Origin of the sequence: Streptococcus sp. 1449 (assembly GCF_013276805.1) — a bacterium.
In the GTDB taxonomy this organism is placed as follows: Bacteria; Bacillota; Bacilli; order Lactobacillales; family Streptococcaceae; genus Streptococcus; species Streptococcus pseudopneumoniae.
This window is the reverse complement of record NZ_VMLS01000004.1, coordinates 55056-72229: the sequence shown is the minus strand read 5'-3', so window position 1 is coordinate 72229 and position 17174 is coordinate 55056. Positions and strand designations below refer to the sequence as shown.

Sequence of the window (17174 nt, the reverse complement as noted above, 5' to 3'; positions counted from 1 at the left end):
GTCAGTTCTATCCACAACCTCAAAACAGTATTTTGAGCAACCTGCGGCTAGCTTCCTAGTTTGCTCTTTGATTTTCATTGAGTATTAATAGACTTGTTTGGTATCTTGAAAACTATATCATATAGGTGTCGTCATGAATCCTTTTAGCTGATTTAAGGATACAAAAACATAATACTATGACTCAATTGAAATATTAAAATTCAATTTCTGACCACCTAATCCTGCTTCAAATAGTTATCGAACAAGTTTTATGATAGCTACCTTGTTAGGATGCTCTTATTTTTTATCAGACAAAACAAAAGGATTAAGGGAGTGAATTTCCTTAATCCGATAGTCTCTTAAGCCTGACGTTGTCCGAAATCAGCAATCATCTGATCCATTTCTTGTCGACTCGGAGTTGTCAGCATATAAAGGTAATCCCCTTGAAGTTCCGCAAAGGCAGCTGGCATGATTTTTTTAACCTTGAACTGCTGACTGTATTTGGCAAGCAAATCCTCTTCTGAATAAACATAGTGGGCATTTGCACGGCGAGAAGTAGCCAAACAATACTGCGGTTCAAAGTCTGACACTGGGAACTCCTCTCCTGCGACAATGGCTGCATAGCCACGATAAAGGTCCAAGGAATGAGCAAAGTTATAAACATCAATGGTAAAACCACCTGCAGGACGGTTATTGTACTCAATGGCAATGTAGTCGTCCCCTTCACGGAAGAACTCAATATGGAAGAACCGTTCTTTCATACCAAATTCTTTGACAATCGCTTCTCCATACTTGCGTAGTTTGGGAACCATATCCTTGAGCACATAGTAGGAATTGTCCATCTTATAAATCATGAGATCAAGCGGTGTATAGGCGTAGTCAAAGGTTGTTGAGAAAACAATCTTTCCATCCTTGTCCACGAGCCCGTCAAAGGTACAGATTTCGCTGGAAGTGACAAATTTTTCAAAGAAATAAAGGGTTGAATGGTCCCATTCTTGCTTGAAGTGATTGATATCGTCTTCTGTCTCAAGTTTAAAGGTGGCGGCCGCTCCCACTCCATTGTCAGGTTTGGCAATCATTGGAAGACCGATTTCTTTCACTGCTTGATCAACATCTGCTTCCGTCTTAATAACAGCTCCAGGTACCACAGGAACACCTACTTTTTTGAAAAGTTTCTTCATTTCAGACTTATATTTCGTCTTTTTGAGATCCTCTGGTTTGGCACCAAAAACATTGAATTGCTCACGAAGACTTGCATCTAACTCAAGCCAGTATTCATTATGAGACTCAATGCGGTCAATTGGGCCGTGTTTATAAAAGAGAAAAGCAACTGCACGTTTGACTTCGTCTATGTTCTCAAGGTTATCTACACGGAAATACTCGGTCAGGCTATTGCGTAAAGGTTCGTCCAATTGCTCGTATGGTTCTTGGCCAATTCCCAAGACTGTGATGCCTTTATTAGCTAGTTCAATGGTAAACTGTTGAAAATTTTGTGGATAGTAGGGAGAAATAACAAGGTAATTCATAGGTAACTCCTTTTATAAATAGAGATTCCCGAGGAAATAAGGCATTTGTTTGCGCCACCATTCCCAGTCGTGGGCGACATCGTGTCCCCATTCAGCAAACCAGGCTGGAATTTGTTTCTGGTCAAAGGATTCTTTGAGCTTGTAGAAAGATGGTAGACCATCTTGTTCCCAGGCACCAAGACCCGTACACAACACAATCTCTGCCTGACGGTAACGGTCAATAAACCAGCCGTCGTTCTGGTTCCAGATATAATCTACTGGCGAGTTTTGGTAAATAGCATCGTCATTGTAATAATCGCCGACAAAGAAACGTGCATCGTAAACACCACTGAGAGCAATCACTTTGGTAAAGACATCTGGATGCTGGAGGAAGAAATTGAGTGCATGATAGGCTCCCATAGAGCAACCTGTCGTCATCATGCCATCAAACCAACCTGTCTTGTGCTTGATAAAAGGAATAGCCTCCTCAATCACATAACGTTCGTAGGCACGGTGCATTTCCGCTTGATCATGAGCATTTTTCCAAGTAGCCAACCAGCTCTCACTGTCTACACTGGATAGGGTAAAGAACTGGACACGGCCTTCCTCGATAAAAGAGGCACAGGCATCAATCATGCCAAAATCATAGTATTCATTGTGACTGCCACCTGATGAAGCAAAGACCACAACTGGAATTCCAGCATATCCATAACGATTGAGGTACATTTCACGGTTAAGGTGACCACTCCAGTGGCTAAGGTTTTCAATATGCATTGGCTTTCTCCTTTTCTAACTTACCATTTCTCTGCAAAAAATCTCAGACAGTCTGGTAAATTCTCCGACCAAGGGATTTCACTATGGATGGCACCAGACTGAACTTTTAAGACCAGATTATCTAAGTGTACCCCACCTGCTATCAAATCATGGTAATACCGAAGCGACGAGTCGATATAGGCTTGTTTGATATTGCCAGCCATCAAGGTCTTGTCTGTATCATCCGCTTCTTCCGTTCCCACATAGATGAAGATGCGCTGGTCAGGCGATAGTTGCTGACGCTCGATATAGCGGTTAAAGGCTTCTTGGTGGAGCCAGTTGGCAGATGAAAAGACGCCCAAGCAACCAATTTGGTCTTGGTATTCCAAACCGATAAACTGGGTAATATTGCCTCCTAGTGAGGAACCAATCATAGCCGTATGCTGGCGGTCTGCTTTTGTACGATAGGTCTCATCGATAAAAGGCTTGACCACCTCCATGACAAACTCAGCATACTCCACACCCTTACCACCAAACTGCTGCCCTGGGATGGGAGATTCTTGGAACTTCCAAGCCGCATACTCATTCATCCGCCCCATACCATCATTGTCAATAGCAACGACAATCATGCGACTGATATCGGGATTTCGTTTGATAGCTGGGATAATCTTCCATGAATGACCAATGAAAGACTCCTTGCTATAAAAAACATTTTGCCCGTCATGAAAGTAAACAACAGGATAGGAACGATTCGTGTCTTTCTCATAATCTTTAGGCAGAAGAACACGCACACGGCGCTCCTTACCTGTATAAGGAACCTTGAGTTTGTGTTCTTTCATTTTTAGATAAAAATAGGATTGATTCATTGTCAGAAAACTCTCTATATTCAAAATTTTATCTCATTATATCATAAAAATAGAAAAAAAGTTAGTTTTTTACCTATTTTTTAGAGAAAAAACTAACTTTATTTCCTGATTTTCGCTATTCTTTTGCGTTTTCTGATTAGAGCAGATTGTCAATCAAGTCATCGACTTCATCTTTTTCGGCTTGAGGTGTGATTTCAGTGATCATGATTCCAGCCACTGCTCGCTCAACCAAGCCTTCAACATCCATACGCGCTTCGTACTGCTCCGCATTCTTAATTTTAGGATTTGTTTTTGGACGATCTGGTGCAAAAATGGTACAACAGTCTTCAAACGGTTGGATTGAAATGTCAAAGGTATCGATTTCCTGGGCGATGTCAATGATTTCCAACTTGTCCATGGTAACCACAGGACGAATGATGGGAGTGTTGGTAACAGCATTGATAGCCTTCATACTTTCAAGGGTTTGGCTGGCTACTTGACCTAGACTTTCCCCATTGATGATAACCAAACCATTTCGTACCTCACGAATACGGTCAGTAATCCGCATCATAAAGCGACGAGTTAGAGTCATCAAATAAGCTTCTGGCGCTTTGGCTTTGATTTCCTCTTGAATCTCTGTGAAAGGCACCTCGATAAACTGGATATTTCCGCCAAACTTGGTCAATTTACGGGTCAAGTCCTGCACTTTCTTGAGGGCACCAGGACTAGTATATGGTGGACTGGCAAAGTGAACAGCCTCAATATCCACTCCACGTTTCAAAGCTAGATAACCAGCTACAGGTGAATCAATCCCTCCTGACAGCATGAGCATGCCCTTACCTGAAGTTCCAACTGGCAAACCACCAGCCCCACGAATAGTTTCATAAGAAAGGTAGGCTGCCTCTTCTCGAATCTCCACTTGGAGATTGATGTCAGGACTTTTCATTTGAGCTTGCACATTTGGAATGGCTTCAAAAATAGCTCCTCCAAGCGTTTGGTTGAGTTCACGACTGTCGAGTTCAAAGTTGTGGTCGCTACGCTTGCTAGAAATCTTAAAGGTCATGCCTTCCTTGTAGATGTCCTGCATAATCTCTTGCACAGAAGACTTCAGAACTTCTACAGATTTTTCAACCTTATATACTGGAGAAAAATTTTGAATCCCGAAGACTTGCTTGAGTGATTCTGCTACTGCTGTGTAATCAGCTCCATTGAGGTAAGCATGGGCACGGTCACGATCTGCCCTTACCTTAACTTGGGGATAGATAGACAAAACGTCTGAAATATTATTGCGAAGTTTATTGATGAAACGCATACGGTTTTTGCCTTTGGTTGACAGCTCACCGTAGCGAATCATAATTTCTGAATACTGCATAAATGCTCCTATCTTACTTTTCTAGTTTGGTTGTAAATTAATTTTAGCTTGGTCAAAAACTGCTCGACCTGACTCATATCATTTTCAAGGTCTAGGCTAAGACGCACAGCTGACTGGGCCTTATCTTTATCTACTCCCATGGCAATCAGAGTTCCTGCAGGTTTCCCAGCCTTGGACGAACAAGCAGAGGTCGTTGAGATGAAAATATCATAGTCTTCAAAAGCGTGAACGATGACTTCACCACGAACACCCTTGATTCCAAAAGTCAGGATATGAGGGGCAAAGTCTTCCTCATCTGAAAAGACAAAAATATCTGGATAGTCCAGAAGGGCTTGACGAATCACTGCCTTCATCTGCCCAGTCTTGCTCCTAAAGGTATCTAGCTTTTCCATAGATAAACGGAGAGCCTTGGCTGTCGCTGCAATCCCTGCCACATTTTCAGTTGTCGAACGGTAATCACGCTCCTGACCTCCACCAGTCAACAGTGGCGTAATTTTCTTACCAGACTTGATATAGACAAAACCTACACCACGAACTCCATGGAACTTGTGACTAGAGAAAGTCGCAAAATCCACTCTATCAGTCAGATATTTTTCAGTTGGAATCTTAGCAAGTGCTTGAACCGCATCAACATGGAAGGAAATAGTCGGCTTATCTGCCAATAGTTTTGAAATAGCCTCAATGGGCTGAACAGAGCCAATTTCATTGTTTACTGCCATGATAGAGATGAGGGTCGTATCAGGTCTTATCAAAGCTCCTAGAGCCTCAACATCCACAAATCCTTTCTCATCTACTGGAGCAAAATCCACTTCAAAACCTTGATTTTTCAACCAAAGTGCTGATTCTTTGACTGCTGGATGTTCAATGGCTGAAACAATGATGTGCTTGCCAAACTGGGCTTTTTCAAAGGCCACACCCTTGATGACCCAGTTATCCCCTTCTGTCCCACCAGAAGTAAAGAAGATTTCATCGCTTTTCTTACCGATTAAATCTGCAATCTGTTGGCGAGAAGCGTCTAAGATTCGTGTTGCCTGGTCCCCCAAACGATGGAGACTAGATGGATTTCCTAAAATTTTTGAAGCGACCTGCATATAGGTTTCAAGGGCTTCAGGATAAGGCTTGGTCGTCGCCGAATTATCAAAGTAAATCATGTTTTCTCACGCTTTCTAAAATCACTCCTTCTATTGTATCATGAAACGGAGCCTGCGACAAGAAAGGGCAATTCCTCTTTTTTTAAGATTTTTTTTAAAGAAATGCGGTATAATAAATTTTAATCAAAGGAGAAAATGTATGTCTAACTATCGTAGAACTTCAAAACCGAAAACAGAACATATCAAAAAAGGCTTTACTGTTTTTCAAAAAACCATTACTACTATCGGTAGTATCCTCGGCTTGATTACTGCGACTATCACGATTATGAATGCCTTGGATAATAATAAAAATACCAAAAAAGAACCTACGACAACACCGACGACAACCATTGTCAAAGAAATTCAAAAGGAATCCCCTCAGGAAAATACTAGTCCCAATAAGGAAAATAATACTAGTCAAGAAAAAACACAACAAGAGGAAACGCCAAAATCTAGCGTCAAGGAAGAGAAAAAAGAAGATCAGAAAACAGCAACTCAGGACTCTACTACACCTGCTACAAGTAAACCTGCCACTGAAAATGAAAAACAGCCCAATACTCCAACTTCAGAAAATAATACTCAATGAAAATCAAAGAACAAACTAGGAAGCTAGCCGTAAGCTGCTCAAAACACTGTTTTGAGGTTGTAGATAAGACTGANNCATATATACGGTAAGGCGAAGCTGACGTGGTTTGAAGAGATTTTCGAAGAGTATAAAAGTAATCAATAGCCAATAAAATAGCTCCCTCCAAACTTGGAAAGAAGCTATTTTTTTATTGTTCCAATACTTTTCTTGGTTTGGTACCTTCAGCTGGACCGATGACACCTGCCATCTCCAGTTCTTCCATGAGGCGGGTCGCACGGTTAAATCCAACTGATAAGCGACGCTGAATCATAGATGCGCTGGCTTTCTGGGTTTCGATTACCAAAGCCTTGGCTTCTTCAAAAAGCGGATCACCACCAGATTCACCATCTGAAAATTCACCGTCGTTTTCAGAAACCTCACCTGGATCAAAACTATCATCGTAGTCCGCATCTGCCTGAGCCTTGATGAAGTTCACAATGCGCTCAACATCGTCATCCGAGATAAAGGAGCCTTGGAGACGAACTGGATGATTTTCATCAATCGGTTTAAAGAGCATGTCTCCTCGACCAAGAAGTTTTTCTGCTCCATTTTCATCCAAGATCGTACGGGAGTCTGTCCCTGATGATACCGCAAAAGCCACTCGAGATGGGACATTGGCCTTGATCAGACCAGAGATGACATCAACGGATGGACGCTGGGTTGCAAGAATCATGTGGATACCTGCAGCCCGCGCCTTCTGTCCTAGACGGATGATAGCATCTTCCACTTCCTTGCTTGCTACCATCATGAGGTCAGCCAACTCATCCACAATCACAACAATAAGTGGTAGTGGAATCTGCTTGTACTCAGACTGAGCATTAAACTCTTCTACCTTGGCATTAAAGCCTGCAATATTACGAACTCCCACCTTGGCAAAGAGTTCATAGCGGTTTTCCATCTCATCCACAACCTTTTGCAGGGCCTTGCTGGCCTTGCGTGGATTGGTCACAACTGGAATCAAGAGGTGGGGAATGTCATTGTAAACAGACAACTCAACCATCTTGGGATCCACCATCATAAACTTGACCTGGTCGGGTCTTGCTTTCATCAGAATGCTAGCAATGATGCCATTAACAGCTACTGACTTCCCTGAACCTGTTGAACCTGCGACGAGCAAGTGGGGCATTTTGGAAAGGTCAAAAGCTCTTGCGGTGCCATTAACCGCCTTTCCTAGAGGAATTTCCAAGAGATTTTCTGCTTTCGTTTGAGATTGTTCCCATAGTTCGCGGAAGGATACAGTCGCAATCTCAGAGTTGGGTACTTCGATTCCAACTAAGGATTTCCCCGGGATAGGTGCTTCGATTCGGACATCCTTAGCAGCCAAGGCTAGAGCGAGGTCATCTGCTAGATTGGAAATGCGGTTGACCCGTACACCCACTGCTGGCTTAACTTCATATTTGGTCACTGATGGCCCAATTTCAGCCCGTTCAACTGTTACCTTGATACCAAAGCTAGCAAAGGTTTCTTCTAGAATTTTGATATTTTCCCGAACGATTTTCTTCTCTTTAGACTGGTCTTTGGGTTTATCTGGGGCAAAGAGTTGTAAGCTTGGAAGTTTGTATTCGAGGGCTTCCTTGGCTGAAAAATCGACCTGAACATCTTCATCGTCAGAGCCATCTTCCTGTTCAGGGAATTCAAGTTCAGCTTGAGGCAGGATGATTTCTGGTTCCACCCACTCTTCTTCTGGAACAGGAGGAACGTCAAGCACAACATCATCAGTCAGAATTTCACCCGTTTCCATATCAACAGGAGGTAAATCGAGTAAGGCTTTTTCAGCTTCTTCTTGTTCTAATCTAGCCTCTTTCTCAGCCTTTTGGCGAGCTTTTTCTTCTTGTTTGACAAAGCGTTCCTCTTTTCGACGCTCATGTCCTTCCCTCCATTTGGCAAATCCTCTACTGAAAAATTCAGCAATATCATAAACAGACCAAGGACTGATTAGGAGAGCGCCTGCTAAAATCAAGATAGAACCAATAAAGTAAGTGCCGATATTTGAAAAGAGAAAGGCGGTTGGCATATAGAGGCCAACTCCAATCAGGCCCCCTCCAGCAAAACTGGTCGTTCGAAAACCTGTCAAATCAGTCACAACCTGAGCCATAGTTCCTTTTAAAACCGACTTGTCCAAGCTATATTTCCAAACCAAGTAGGCCTCAAAAATCAGGAGCAAGCCTGCAAATATAATGAAAAAGCCAGATAGGAGGCCTTCCTGTTTTCGTATCCACTTGAAAAAGAAGAGATAGATCAAGAGGGCAAATATTGCCAGATAAGCTAGGCTCCCCACCAGCAAGCGAATTAAATTGTAAAGAGTGATACCTGCAGCCCCTAATTTGAAGGCTGCGAAAATCAATAAAAGCGCGATTCCCAACGAAATCAACATTCGTTGAATCGCTTCTTTTCTTTCGAGTTCTGCTTTAGACGGTCTCCGTCTTGTTTTACTTGTATTCTTGTTTGTCATTCTTCTATTATAGCATATTTCACAGGCATTTCGGAAAGAGAAAAAGACTGCACCAAACGATCCAATCTTTTCATTTTCTATCTAAGTTTTATGCTTGTGGTTTGCGTAGGTAACCATAGACTACACCACTTACGATTGCTCCTACCAAGACAGAAACGAGGTAAAGGAGGGCATTTGAAGTAAGGGCAATAACGAAGATTCCTCCGTGTGGCGCCATGAGTTTGATACCAGTAAGACCAACGAGACCTCCTGCTACTGCTGAACCAAGAATGAAACTTGGAATCGCACGAGCTGGGTCAGCTGCACCAAACGGAATCGCTCCCTCAGTGATAAATGACAAGCCCATGATGATATTCGTCAAACCAGAGTTGCGTTCTTCCTTGGTAAATTTATCTTTGAAAAGAAGCGTTGCGACAAAGATTGCAAGTGGTGGCACCATTCCTCCAGCCATAACTGCTGCCATGGCTACAGAACCACCTGAAGAAACAGTCGCTGCAAGCGTACCTGTACCAAAGACATAAGCCGCTTTGTTAACTGGTCCACCCATGTCAACAGCCATCATTCCACCAAGGACGATACCAAGAAGGACAGCTGAACCGCCTCCAAGACCGCCTAGGAAGTCATTCATAGCAGTGTTGATTGCCGCCATCGGGATATTCACAGCTAGCATGACAAATCCAGTCAAGATCGTTCCAAGAAGTGGCAAGAGAAGGATTGATTTAGCACCTTCAAGTGAACGAGGAACTTTAACGTATTTCTTGATAGCAAGAACCAATGCACCTGCGATAAATCCTCCCACAAGGGCACCTAGGAAACCAGATGATACACCTGCAAGAGTTGAAGTTGCTTCACCACCTGCGGCATAAGGGATCTTACCAAAGGCAAACCCTTCTTTGGCAATAGCACCAGCCACGAAACCAGCTACCAAACCTGGTTTTTCAGCAATAGAATAGGCAACATAACCTGCAAAGACTGGAAGCATCAAACCAAAGGCAGCTCCACCAATTTTCATGAACATAGAAGCTAGTTCATGGTAGGAACCAAGATTACCAAGGTTTTCATTTGGAACGCCCAAAGCACCGTCAATCAAGAAGGCAAGGGCAATCATGATACCACCACCAATAACGAATGGCAACATTTGAGATACACCACTCATCAAGTGTTTGTAGAAGGCACCACCAAGGCTTTGTTTTTCGTTAGAGGCTGTTGCGGCTTTGGCACCATTAGCGGCACGGTAGATTTCAGCATCCCCAGAAAGAGCCAAGTTAATCAGCTCTTCTGTTTTACGGATACCGTCAGCAACTGGACGATTGATCAATGGTTTGCCATCGAAACGATCCATTTCAACTGCCTTGTCTGCTGCGATGATAACAGCTTTAGCCTTACGGATGTCCTCTGATGTTAGTTGGTTCCCAACACCGCTGGCACCGTTGGTTTCGACCTTGATACCAACCCCCATTTCAGCAGCCACTTTTTGAAGGGCTTCTTGGGCCATGTAAGTGTGGGCAATACCTGTCGTACAAGCTGTAACAGCCACGATAAAGTCACCAGAGTTATTGGCAGGTACTTGAACAGGTTCCTCAGTTTTTTCTGAAGCTTTGTCAAAAAGTTCGATGACTTGATCAGCTGATGTTGCTTGACGAAGTTTGTCAGCAAAACCGTCTTTCATCAAGTATTGAGACAATTCTGCCAAGGCTGCCAAGTGAGTGTCATTGGCACCTTCTGGAGCCGCAATCATGAAGAAGAGGTCTGTTGGTTGTCCGTCCAAGCTCTCATAATCAACACCCTTATTTGACTTAGCAAATAGAACTGTCGCTTCTTTGACAGCAGCGTTTTTGCTGTGAGGCATTGCGATACCGTCACCCAAACCAGTAGAAGTCAAGGCTTCACGCGCCAAAATGCCTTCTTTAAAAGTTTCAAAATCTGTTACATAACCGTGGTCTGTCAAATTTTTAATCATCTCGTCGATGACAGCTGTTTTTTCAGTTGCCTGCAAATCCAGCAACATGACATCTTTTCTCAATAAGTCTTGAATTTTCATCGTTTTTCTACCTCAACTTTTTCATATGTTTCTTTAATAAATTCTGCTGTTGCCAAATCATCTGAGAAGGTGGTTGCCGTTCCGCAAGCCACTCCCCATTTGAAGGCTTCTACTGCGTCTTTGGATTTGACAAATTCACCTGTGAATCCGGCAACCATTGAATCACCAGCTCCAACTGAATTTTTAACTGTTCCCTTGATAGGTTTGGCAAAGTAAGCTCCCCCAGATGTTACCAGAAGGGCACCATCACCAGCCATAGAGATAATGACGTTTTGAGCACCTTTAGCCAGTAACTCACGAGCATATTTCTCAATTTGGTCCAAACTTTCGAGTTTAACCCCAAAAATCGCTCCAAGTTCATGATTGTTTGGTTTAACCAAAAGTGGCTGATAGTCCAAACTATCAATCAAGGTCTGTCCTTCAAAATCGCAAACCACCTGCGCACCAGTCTGACGGGTCAAGGAAATCAAATCCTTATAGATAACATTGCCTAGATTTTTAGCACTTGAACCAGCAAAGACAACTGTATCATCTGCAGTCAAGCTAGATAAAATAGCTTTCAATTCTTCTAGCTGAGCTGGTTCAACAGTTGGACCCCTTCCGTTGATTTCTGTTTCCTGGTCTGCTTTTATCTTAACATTGATACGAGTATCTTCTGCCACTTGGACAAAACGTGTCTCAATTTTTTCCTCTGCCAAAGTATCTGTGATAAATTTACCAGTAAAGCCACCGATAAATCCAGTCGCAGTATTGGGAATATCCAAGCGTTTCAAGACACGGCTAACATTGATTCCTTTCCCACCAGCAAACTTATCATCACTGTCCATACGATTGACACTACCGACTTGAACTTGGTCCAAACGCACAATATAGTCAATAGATGGATTGAGTGTGACTGTATAAATCATACTTCTATTACCTCCGTTTTTTCCTTAATAGCCTGCAAAAGCTCATGCCCTTGACTTGTGATAACGATAGCTCGTTTGAGCGGTGCTACCTTGGCAAAGCAAGTTTGTCCAATTTTTGACGAATCCACCAAGACGTAGGTCTGCTTGGCATTCTCCAAAATAGCTCTTTTCACAGCTCCCTCCTCCATATCAGGAGTCGTATAATAGCCATCGTCAACACCATTCATTCCGATAAAGGCACGGTCAAAGTGCAATTGGTTAATCTGGTTAAGAGCAACGCCCCCGATACTAGCATCTGTCGCCGTCTTGACGTTTCCTCCAACCATGACAATTGGAATCTGCTTTTCAACCAACTGAGCGGCATGGTGAATGGAGTTGGTCACAACTGTAACATTCTTATTGACCAATTCATGAATCAAAAAAGCAGTTGTTGTTCCAGCATCGATAAAGATGACATCTTTTTCTTTAATGAGAGAGGCTGCTTTCTGAGCCAGCAACTTCTTTTCTTGAAGGTTTTTGACAGATTTTTCTTGAATGGTTTCTTCTTCCTGTAAGGAGTGGGGGAGTTCTGCTCCACCATGCACACGACGAAGCTTGTTTTCCGCTTCCAACTCATCCAAGTCTCTTCGAACCGTTGATTCTGACGTTTCTAGCAAACTAACTAATTTTTCAAGAGCAACTACATGATGTTGATTTAACTCCTCTAAAATCAGTTGCTTACGCTCTGTTTTTAACACTGAATCACCTCCTGTTATCGTTTACACCATTCATTCTATCATACTTTTTTTCAAAGTCAAGCACTTTTTATCATTTTCCTTCAAATTCTGTCATTTTTCTTATTTACAGAATTTTTATTGCAAGATAAGGACCTTTATGGTAGACTATTTAAGTAAGTATTGGAAGATTACTCAAGAGGCTTAAGAGGCCGTGTTGGAAACGCGGTAGGCGTGTAATAGCGTGCGTGGGTTCGAATCCCATGTCTTCCGTGGAAAAACAGATCTAATACATGATACCCTAAAACTTTGTATTTCTATCTTAGTTTTTGGGTATTTTGTAATTTCTTTACAATCTCCACATCGTTTCAATATACAAGTTCTAGAGAGAGTATGAATTCTTTCCACTCCCTTCTTATCTCATACTATTTTACAAACAGTAAAAGACAAAATCTCAAATACTTCAAGTTTAATTAATCCAGTTTCTTAAACTCTTACTTTTTAACTAAACCATAAAAGATTTTCTTTTCGTTCTTTTTTTGATATACTTTACTTATAAAAACAGATAAATTAAATATCAAAACTTATTATGAAATTCTATAGAGTGTAAAATGAAGGGAAGAACAAAATGTCAAAAGTTGTTAAAGTTACAGGAGCAGAGGTTGTAATCTCACATAATGAAGAGTACTTAAAAATAAATCCATCTGAATTAAATTTTGTTCCAAAATTAGGTGACGAAGTTGAAATTCATAAAGTAGATGGTGAGATTATTATCATGAAAGTTGAAGATAAAAAAGACGACAAAATTAATATTAACATTGTCAATGAAAACAACGCTGTGCAAAATCAGTCACAAGTTGTTCACACTCAAGAAATCGCTACGGGTGTACATTATGTTAATAAGTGGGTTTATGTTATTCTTGCTTTATTCTTAGGCGGATTGGGTATACATCATTTTTACGCAGGATATAACGGAAAAGGTTTCCTTTTTCTGATTTTATCTTTAACAGGAATACCTGCTATTATTGCACTTTTCCAAGGCATCATAGCTCTCTTTAAGAAACCAGATGCATACGGAAGGATCGCTGTCTGATCTACATTTCAGATTTCCACTCTCTAGAATGTAGATAAAGTAGAAAGGAAAGATATGAAAGAGTTACTTCTGACAGATAGTGAAGCTAAAGCTCTCATAAAAATAATTAAAGCAATTGCTAATAAACACAATCGAACTCTTACGAATCGCAGTTCAGGTACTATTGACCTTGTTGGCAAGCATGATACTAGATTTATTTTGAACTACTTCTACAGCACTACAAGCAAAGTTTTTCATCTAAGGGAAACTCAACACAACTATACTCTCTTACGAATCAATCTAAATAATAAATTCCATAAGAACGCAAACGGCGAGAAAGTTTGGGGCAATCGAGTTAACATCTTCTCTGAAGAAGAGTATTATCAAAAAGGGGATGAAACAACTCATTACAAAGCCTATCCACTACCTTATGAAGATATTCTTAACACTGATGACTTCCTGAATATGCTTGATAATTTGCTTGACTATACCAATGTGAACAATCCTGAAAATATAGCAATTAATATACAAGAGGATTTGTTATAATCACCCTATAAAGAAAGGAGAATATCATGAATGCTACTGATATCAAAAATACCTATCTAAATTACATAAAAGAAAACGCTGTTTTTAACGATGTGACTGATACTCATACTGAAGTGATTACTCCTTTTATAGACCCATTAGGTGAAGCTATTGGTTTCTCAATAAAAAGCAATGGAAAACATTTGACAGTTACAGATGATGGTTATACTATCTGGAATTTATCCATTAATAATATTGATGTTACAAAAAAAGGGCGACGTCAAGACATCTTTAACTCACTTCTCCACTTTAATGGATTTGATTTACACGATGGAGCAATCGAACGGACGACTGGTAAAGAACATCTAGGACAAGTCATACATGATATGACACAATTGCTGATGAATGTTTATGACTTTATTCAGCTAACACCTAACAATATTAAATCTCAATTTTTAGACGATGTTAAATCTTACTTCATGAAAAATGAGCATTACACAGTCTTTCCAGCTTTCTCAATTGCAGGTAAATCTCGTTTAGAACACCGCTTTAATTTTGTGTTTATGAGTAAAGGTATTTCAAAAATAGCCAGAGTTCACAATAACATAACCAAACAACAAGTTGATACTATCTTAGCTAGTTGGTTAGATACATCTGAATACCGTAGAAAAGAATATGGAGATACAGAACAGTTGTATATCATTGTAAGCGATGAAGGGTATAATAATATCAAAGATGACCATCAAATCGCTCTACAAGAGTATGGTATTAACATTTTGAACTTCTCAGATAAAGAACAATTAGAGGTCCAATTAGGGAAGTAACTACAAAAAATCCTATATTTACTAAAGCATGCAGAGGAATACTCGAATCGGAGAACGCTTTACGAAGTACATAGATTTCTAGGATGCAACAAATGTTGTATCCTTTTTTTGTATCCCTTTTTTAAAAATAGGGTCTGTTTTAGGCTCTGTTTGTGACTCCTTTTTTAGCAAAAGAATGCAAAGGAATACCAAAGACAAAAACAAAAAACGTTGATTTAACAACGTTTTACCAAGGAATGCAAAGGAATAATGGAGCCGGTGGGAGTCGAACCCACGTCCAAACACCTGCCAACATATTTGTCTACAACCATAGGTTATGTATTAGTTTAACAGCCCCTCGACACATAACTCAAGCCTAGAAACTGCGAGTCTATCAATCTCTTATCAAGCCGCTAGACAAGACTCAATCGTATCTCGCTAATAATAAGACCTGTCATTGAACACGAGCAATCCAAATCGGGTCACGCCTGCTGGTTTTTAGGCAGCTAGAGCGTAAGAAGTGTTATTTTTTGCAGTTATATTTAACTGAGCGTTTACGTCGCCACACGAGTCGCAAAATATGCCTCATAATGCCTGTCGAATCCGTAACGACCCCAAAAGACAATAAAACCATTATACCTTATCTAACACGAAAATGCAAAAAAGAAATCACATACCTAAAAAAGATACTATTCGAGAAATTTAGCAAACTGGGAGACTAACTACAACTTTCTCAGTGCATAACTTTACGATTGTGAATAGAGCTTACGAAATCCAATTAACACCTACCTAAGATAAAGCTATCTGTTTTGAAGAAATTCACGAAGAGAATTATTCTAAAATACTTTCAGATGAGAATTTTCCTACTCTCTTTGTTTCAATTCATTTGAGTTTAAAAACAATAAAATCAATCCTTATATTATTCGGACTACTTTTCACTTATTGCACCAAAATATAGTAAAATGAAATAAGAATAGGACGAATAGATCAGGACAGTCAAACCGATTTCTAACAATGTTTTAGAATTAGAGGTGTACTATTCTAGTTTCAATCTACTATAAATAGGTTTCATTCGAACTTTAATAGACTATGAAAACCAGTGGAACTTATCCTGACACGGAATTCCACTGGTTTTTTCGATTTTTACCAGATTAACTTCTACTATTCTTAGCTGTGAAAATTAGTTTAGGACTTTAACTTATTTTCAATCTTCTAATCTAAAGGCCACTTCCAGTAAAGAAAAATCAGGGGTCTCCTGACTTTTACTTAGCTAATTCTCTTTCTCGTTCTTTCATTATTTTATGATTTTCATACAAACGGGATAAGAACTTAGAAATTTCTTTTAAGATAGAATAGGTTGGCACTGCGACAATCATTCCAACTACACCATAGATATTGCTTGACAACAAAAGTAAAACTAAAATCGTGATTGGATGAACCTTCATAACACTTCCTACGATTCGAGGATATAAGATATTGCCATCTACCTGCTGAACAACAAGCATATAAATCACTGCAATCAGCATTCTATGGGGATCAGTGAATATATTTGCAATAATCATAGGAATCAAACCAATACTTGGCCCCACATAAGGAATTAAATTGGCTACACCAGAAAAAATAGCAAAAACTAAAGCATATTTTAAACCAATAATACTATAGCCAATATAAGCTAAACAACCTATAATGATTGCGTCAATCGAAACTCCACTAATATAGCGAGCAATCGTCGCATTTAAATTCTTTAATAAGCCTGCAATATGCAAGCGATCCCTCTTTAGAACCGTTCTTTCAAGCATGGGCAAGAATTTATGTCCATCTAATAAGAAATAAACCAAAAAAACTGGAGTCATAATCAAAATCAAAACAGTACTGATAAGAGCTGACAAGACGCTCCCCACACTATTTGATACGCTATTTAGGATCTTTTGAAGAATATCAACATAGGATAAGTTTAACTGCTGAATTGTAGCTTCTACATCCAAATTCTGGAGCGCAGGATAATTAGATAAGTCTATGATTAAGTCTTGTACTCGACTATAAATAGTTTGACTAGATATAATCAAGCTAGATAACTGATTAATCAAAATAGGTAAGAGATAGACAACACCTATGACCATTCCCCAGACCAAAGCACACAAGGTAATTAAAATACCAAGTAAACGATTGAGTTTACAGACTTTATTTAAGAAAGTAACAATAGGGTTTGTCAAATAATAAAGAAAGCCCCCTAATAAAAATGGAATCATAATTGTATTAAGCACGCTAACAAAAGGGTTAATCAAAGACCCCATCTGTCTCCATAGGTAAAAGATGATGGTTAAGAGTAAAATTTCTGTGGTCCAAAAAAATAATTTATTTCTACGAAACATGAGTTACCTCCCTCACTCTATTTTACCATATTTTCAAAAAGCTTAACGGATGAATTATTAAAGCAAGAATATTTTTTTT

Annotated in this window: 14 protein-coding genes, 1 tRNA gene and 1 other RNA gene; 5 read left to right on the top strand and 11 right to left on the bottom strand. The window is 40.1% G+C overall.

Annotated features, from left to right (window positions below; all coding sequences use genetic code 11):
• Positions 1-338 precede the first annotated feature (338 nt).
• The 5 genes from HT687_RS01615 to HT687_RS01595 form a co-directional block, all read right to left on the bottom strand.
• A complete protein-coding gene (locus HT687_RS01615; RefSeq protein ID WP_138707235.1) occupies positions 339-1505 on the bottom strand; it encodes an ATP-grasp domain-containing protein in 1167 nt (388 codons plus the stop codon).
• Between the two features lie 12 nt (positions 1506-1517).
• Positions 1518-2258 (bottom strand): esterase family protein, encoded by a 741-nt coding sequence (locus HT687_RS01610; RefSeq protein WP_023936152.1) that lies wholly within the window; start codon positions 2256-2258, stop codon positions 1518-1520.
• A gap of 20 nt (positions 2259-2278) precedes the next feature.
• Positions 2279-3103 carry an alpha/beta hydrolase gene (locus HT687_RS01605; RefSeq protein WP_031233572.1) on the bottom strand — a complete coding sequence of 275 codons (825 nt, stop codon included), beginning with the start codon at positions 3101-3103 and terminating at the stop codon, positions 2279-2281.
• Between the two features lie 136 nt (positions 3104-3239).
• On the bottom strand, positions 3240-4454 hold the full coding sequence (gene thiI / locus HT687_RS01600; RefSeq protein ID WP_138706748.1) for a tRNA uracil 4-sulfurtransferase ThiI: 1215 nt from the start codon (positions 4452-4454) through the stop codon (positions 3240-3242).
• Positions 4455-4462: 8 nt separating this feature from the next.
• A complete protein-coding gene (locus HT687_RS01595) occupies positions 4463-5605 on the bottom strand; it encodes a cysteine desulfurase family protein (protein ID WP_119919827.1) in 1143 nt (380 codons plus the stop codon).
• A gap of 139 nt (positions 5606-5744) precedes the next feature.
• On the opposite strand from HT687_RS01595, the gene HT687_RS01590 reads away from it, so the two are divergent.
• The gene (locus tag HT687_RS01590) at positions 5745-6170 is read left to right on the top strand and encodes a DUF6556 family protein (RefSeq protein ID WP_031222983.1); all 426 of its coding nucleotides are present in this window, start codon (positions 5745-5747) and stop codon (positions 6168-6170) included.
• Between the two features lie 187 nt (positions 6171-6357).
• Here HT687_RS01590 and HT687_RS01585 read toward each other — a convergent pair whose 3' ends face one another.
• The 4 genes from HT687_RS01585 to HT687_RS01570 form a co-directional block, all read right to left on the bottom strand.
• Complete coding sequence (locus tag HT687_RS01585; protein WP_345890529.1) at positions 6358-8661, bottom strand: DNA translocase FtsK; 2304 nt, start codon at positions 8659-8661, stop codon at positions 6358-6360.
• Positions 8662-8749: 88 nt separating this feature from the next.
• Positions 8750-10702, bottom strand: a complete 1953-nt coding sequence (locus HT687_RS01580; protein ID WP_172924047.1) for a fructose-specific PTS transporter subunit EIIC — start codon at positions 10700-10702, stop codon at positions 8750-8752.
• Positions 10699-11610, bottom strand: coding sequence for a 1-phosphofructokinase (gene pfkB, locus HT687_RS01575; protein WP_138704279.1), 912 nt, complete (start codon positions 11608-11610; stop codon positions 10699-10701). Before pfkB ends, HT687_RS01580 begins: the two co-directional genes overlap by 4 nt.
• The gene (locus HT687_RS01570; RefSeq protein WP_000920625.1) at positions 11607-12347 is read right to left on the bottom strand and encodes a DeoR/GlpR family DNA-binding transcription regulator; all 741 of its coding nucleotides are present in this window, start codon (positions 12345-12347) and stop codon (positions 11607-11609) included. Before HT687_RS01570 ends, pfkB begins: the two co-directional genes overlap by 4 nt.
• A gap of 161 nt (positions 12348-12508) precedes the next feature.
• Here HT687_RS01570 and HT687_RS01565 point away from each other — a divergent pair.
• From HT687_RS01565 to HT687_RS01550, 4 genes are all read left to right on the top strand, one after another.
• A tRNA-Ser gene (locus HT687_RS01565) sits at positions 12509-12596 on the top strand.
• A gap of 355 nt (positions 12597-12951) precedes the next feature.
• Positions 12952-13416, top strand: coding sequence for a TM2 domain-containing protein (locus tag HT687_RS01560; protein ID WP_023936165.1), 465 nt, complete (start codon positions 12952-12954; stop codon positions 13414-13416).
• A gap of 54 nt (positions 13417-13470) precedes the next feature.
• Complete coding sequence (locus tag HT687_RS01555; RefSeq protein WP_023936167.1) at positions 13471-13941, top strand: hypothetical protein; 471 nt, start codon at positions 13471-13473, stop codon at positions 13939-13941.
• 26 nt (positions 13942-13967) lie between these two features.
• Positions 13968-14744 carry a DUF1828 domain-containing protein gene (locus HT687_RS01550; RefSeq protein ID WP_050222948.1) on the top strand — a complete coding sequence of 259 codons (777 nt, stop codon included), beginning with the start codon at positions 13968-13970 and terminating at the stop codon, positions 14742-14744.
• 247 nt (positions 14745-14991) lie between these two features.
• On the opposite strand, the gene ssrA is transcribed toward HT687_RS01550, so the two are convergent.
• Positions 14992-15339, bottom strand: a transfer-messenger RNA (tmRNA) gene (gene ssrA / locus HT687_RS01545).
• Between the two features lie 646 nt (positions 15340-15985).
• Positions 15986-17095 carry a cell elongation protein CozE gene (gene cozE / locus HT687_RS01540; RefSeq protein ID WP_023936171.1) on the bottom strand — a complete coding sequence of 370 codons (1110 nt, stop codon included), beginning with the start codon at positions 17093-17095 and terminating at the stop codon, positions 15986-15988.
• Between the last annotated feature and the right edge of the window lie 79 nt (positions 17096-17174).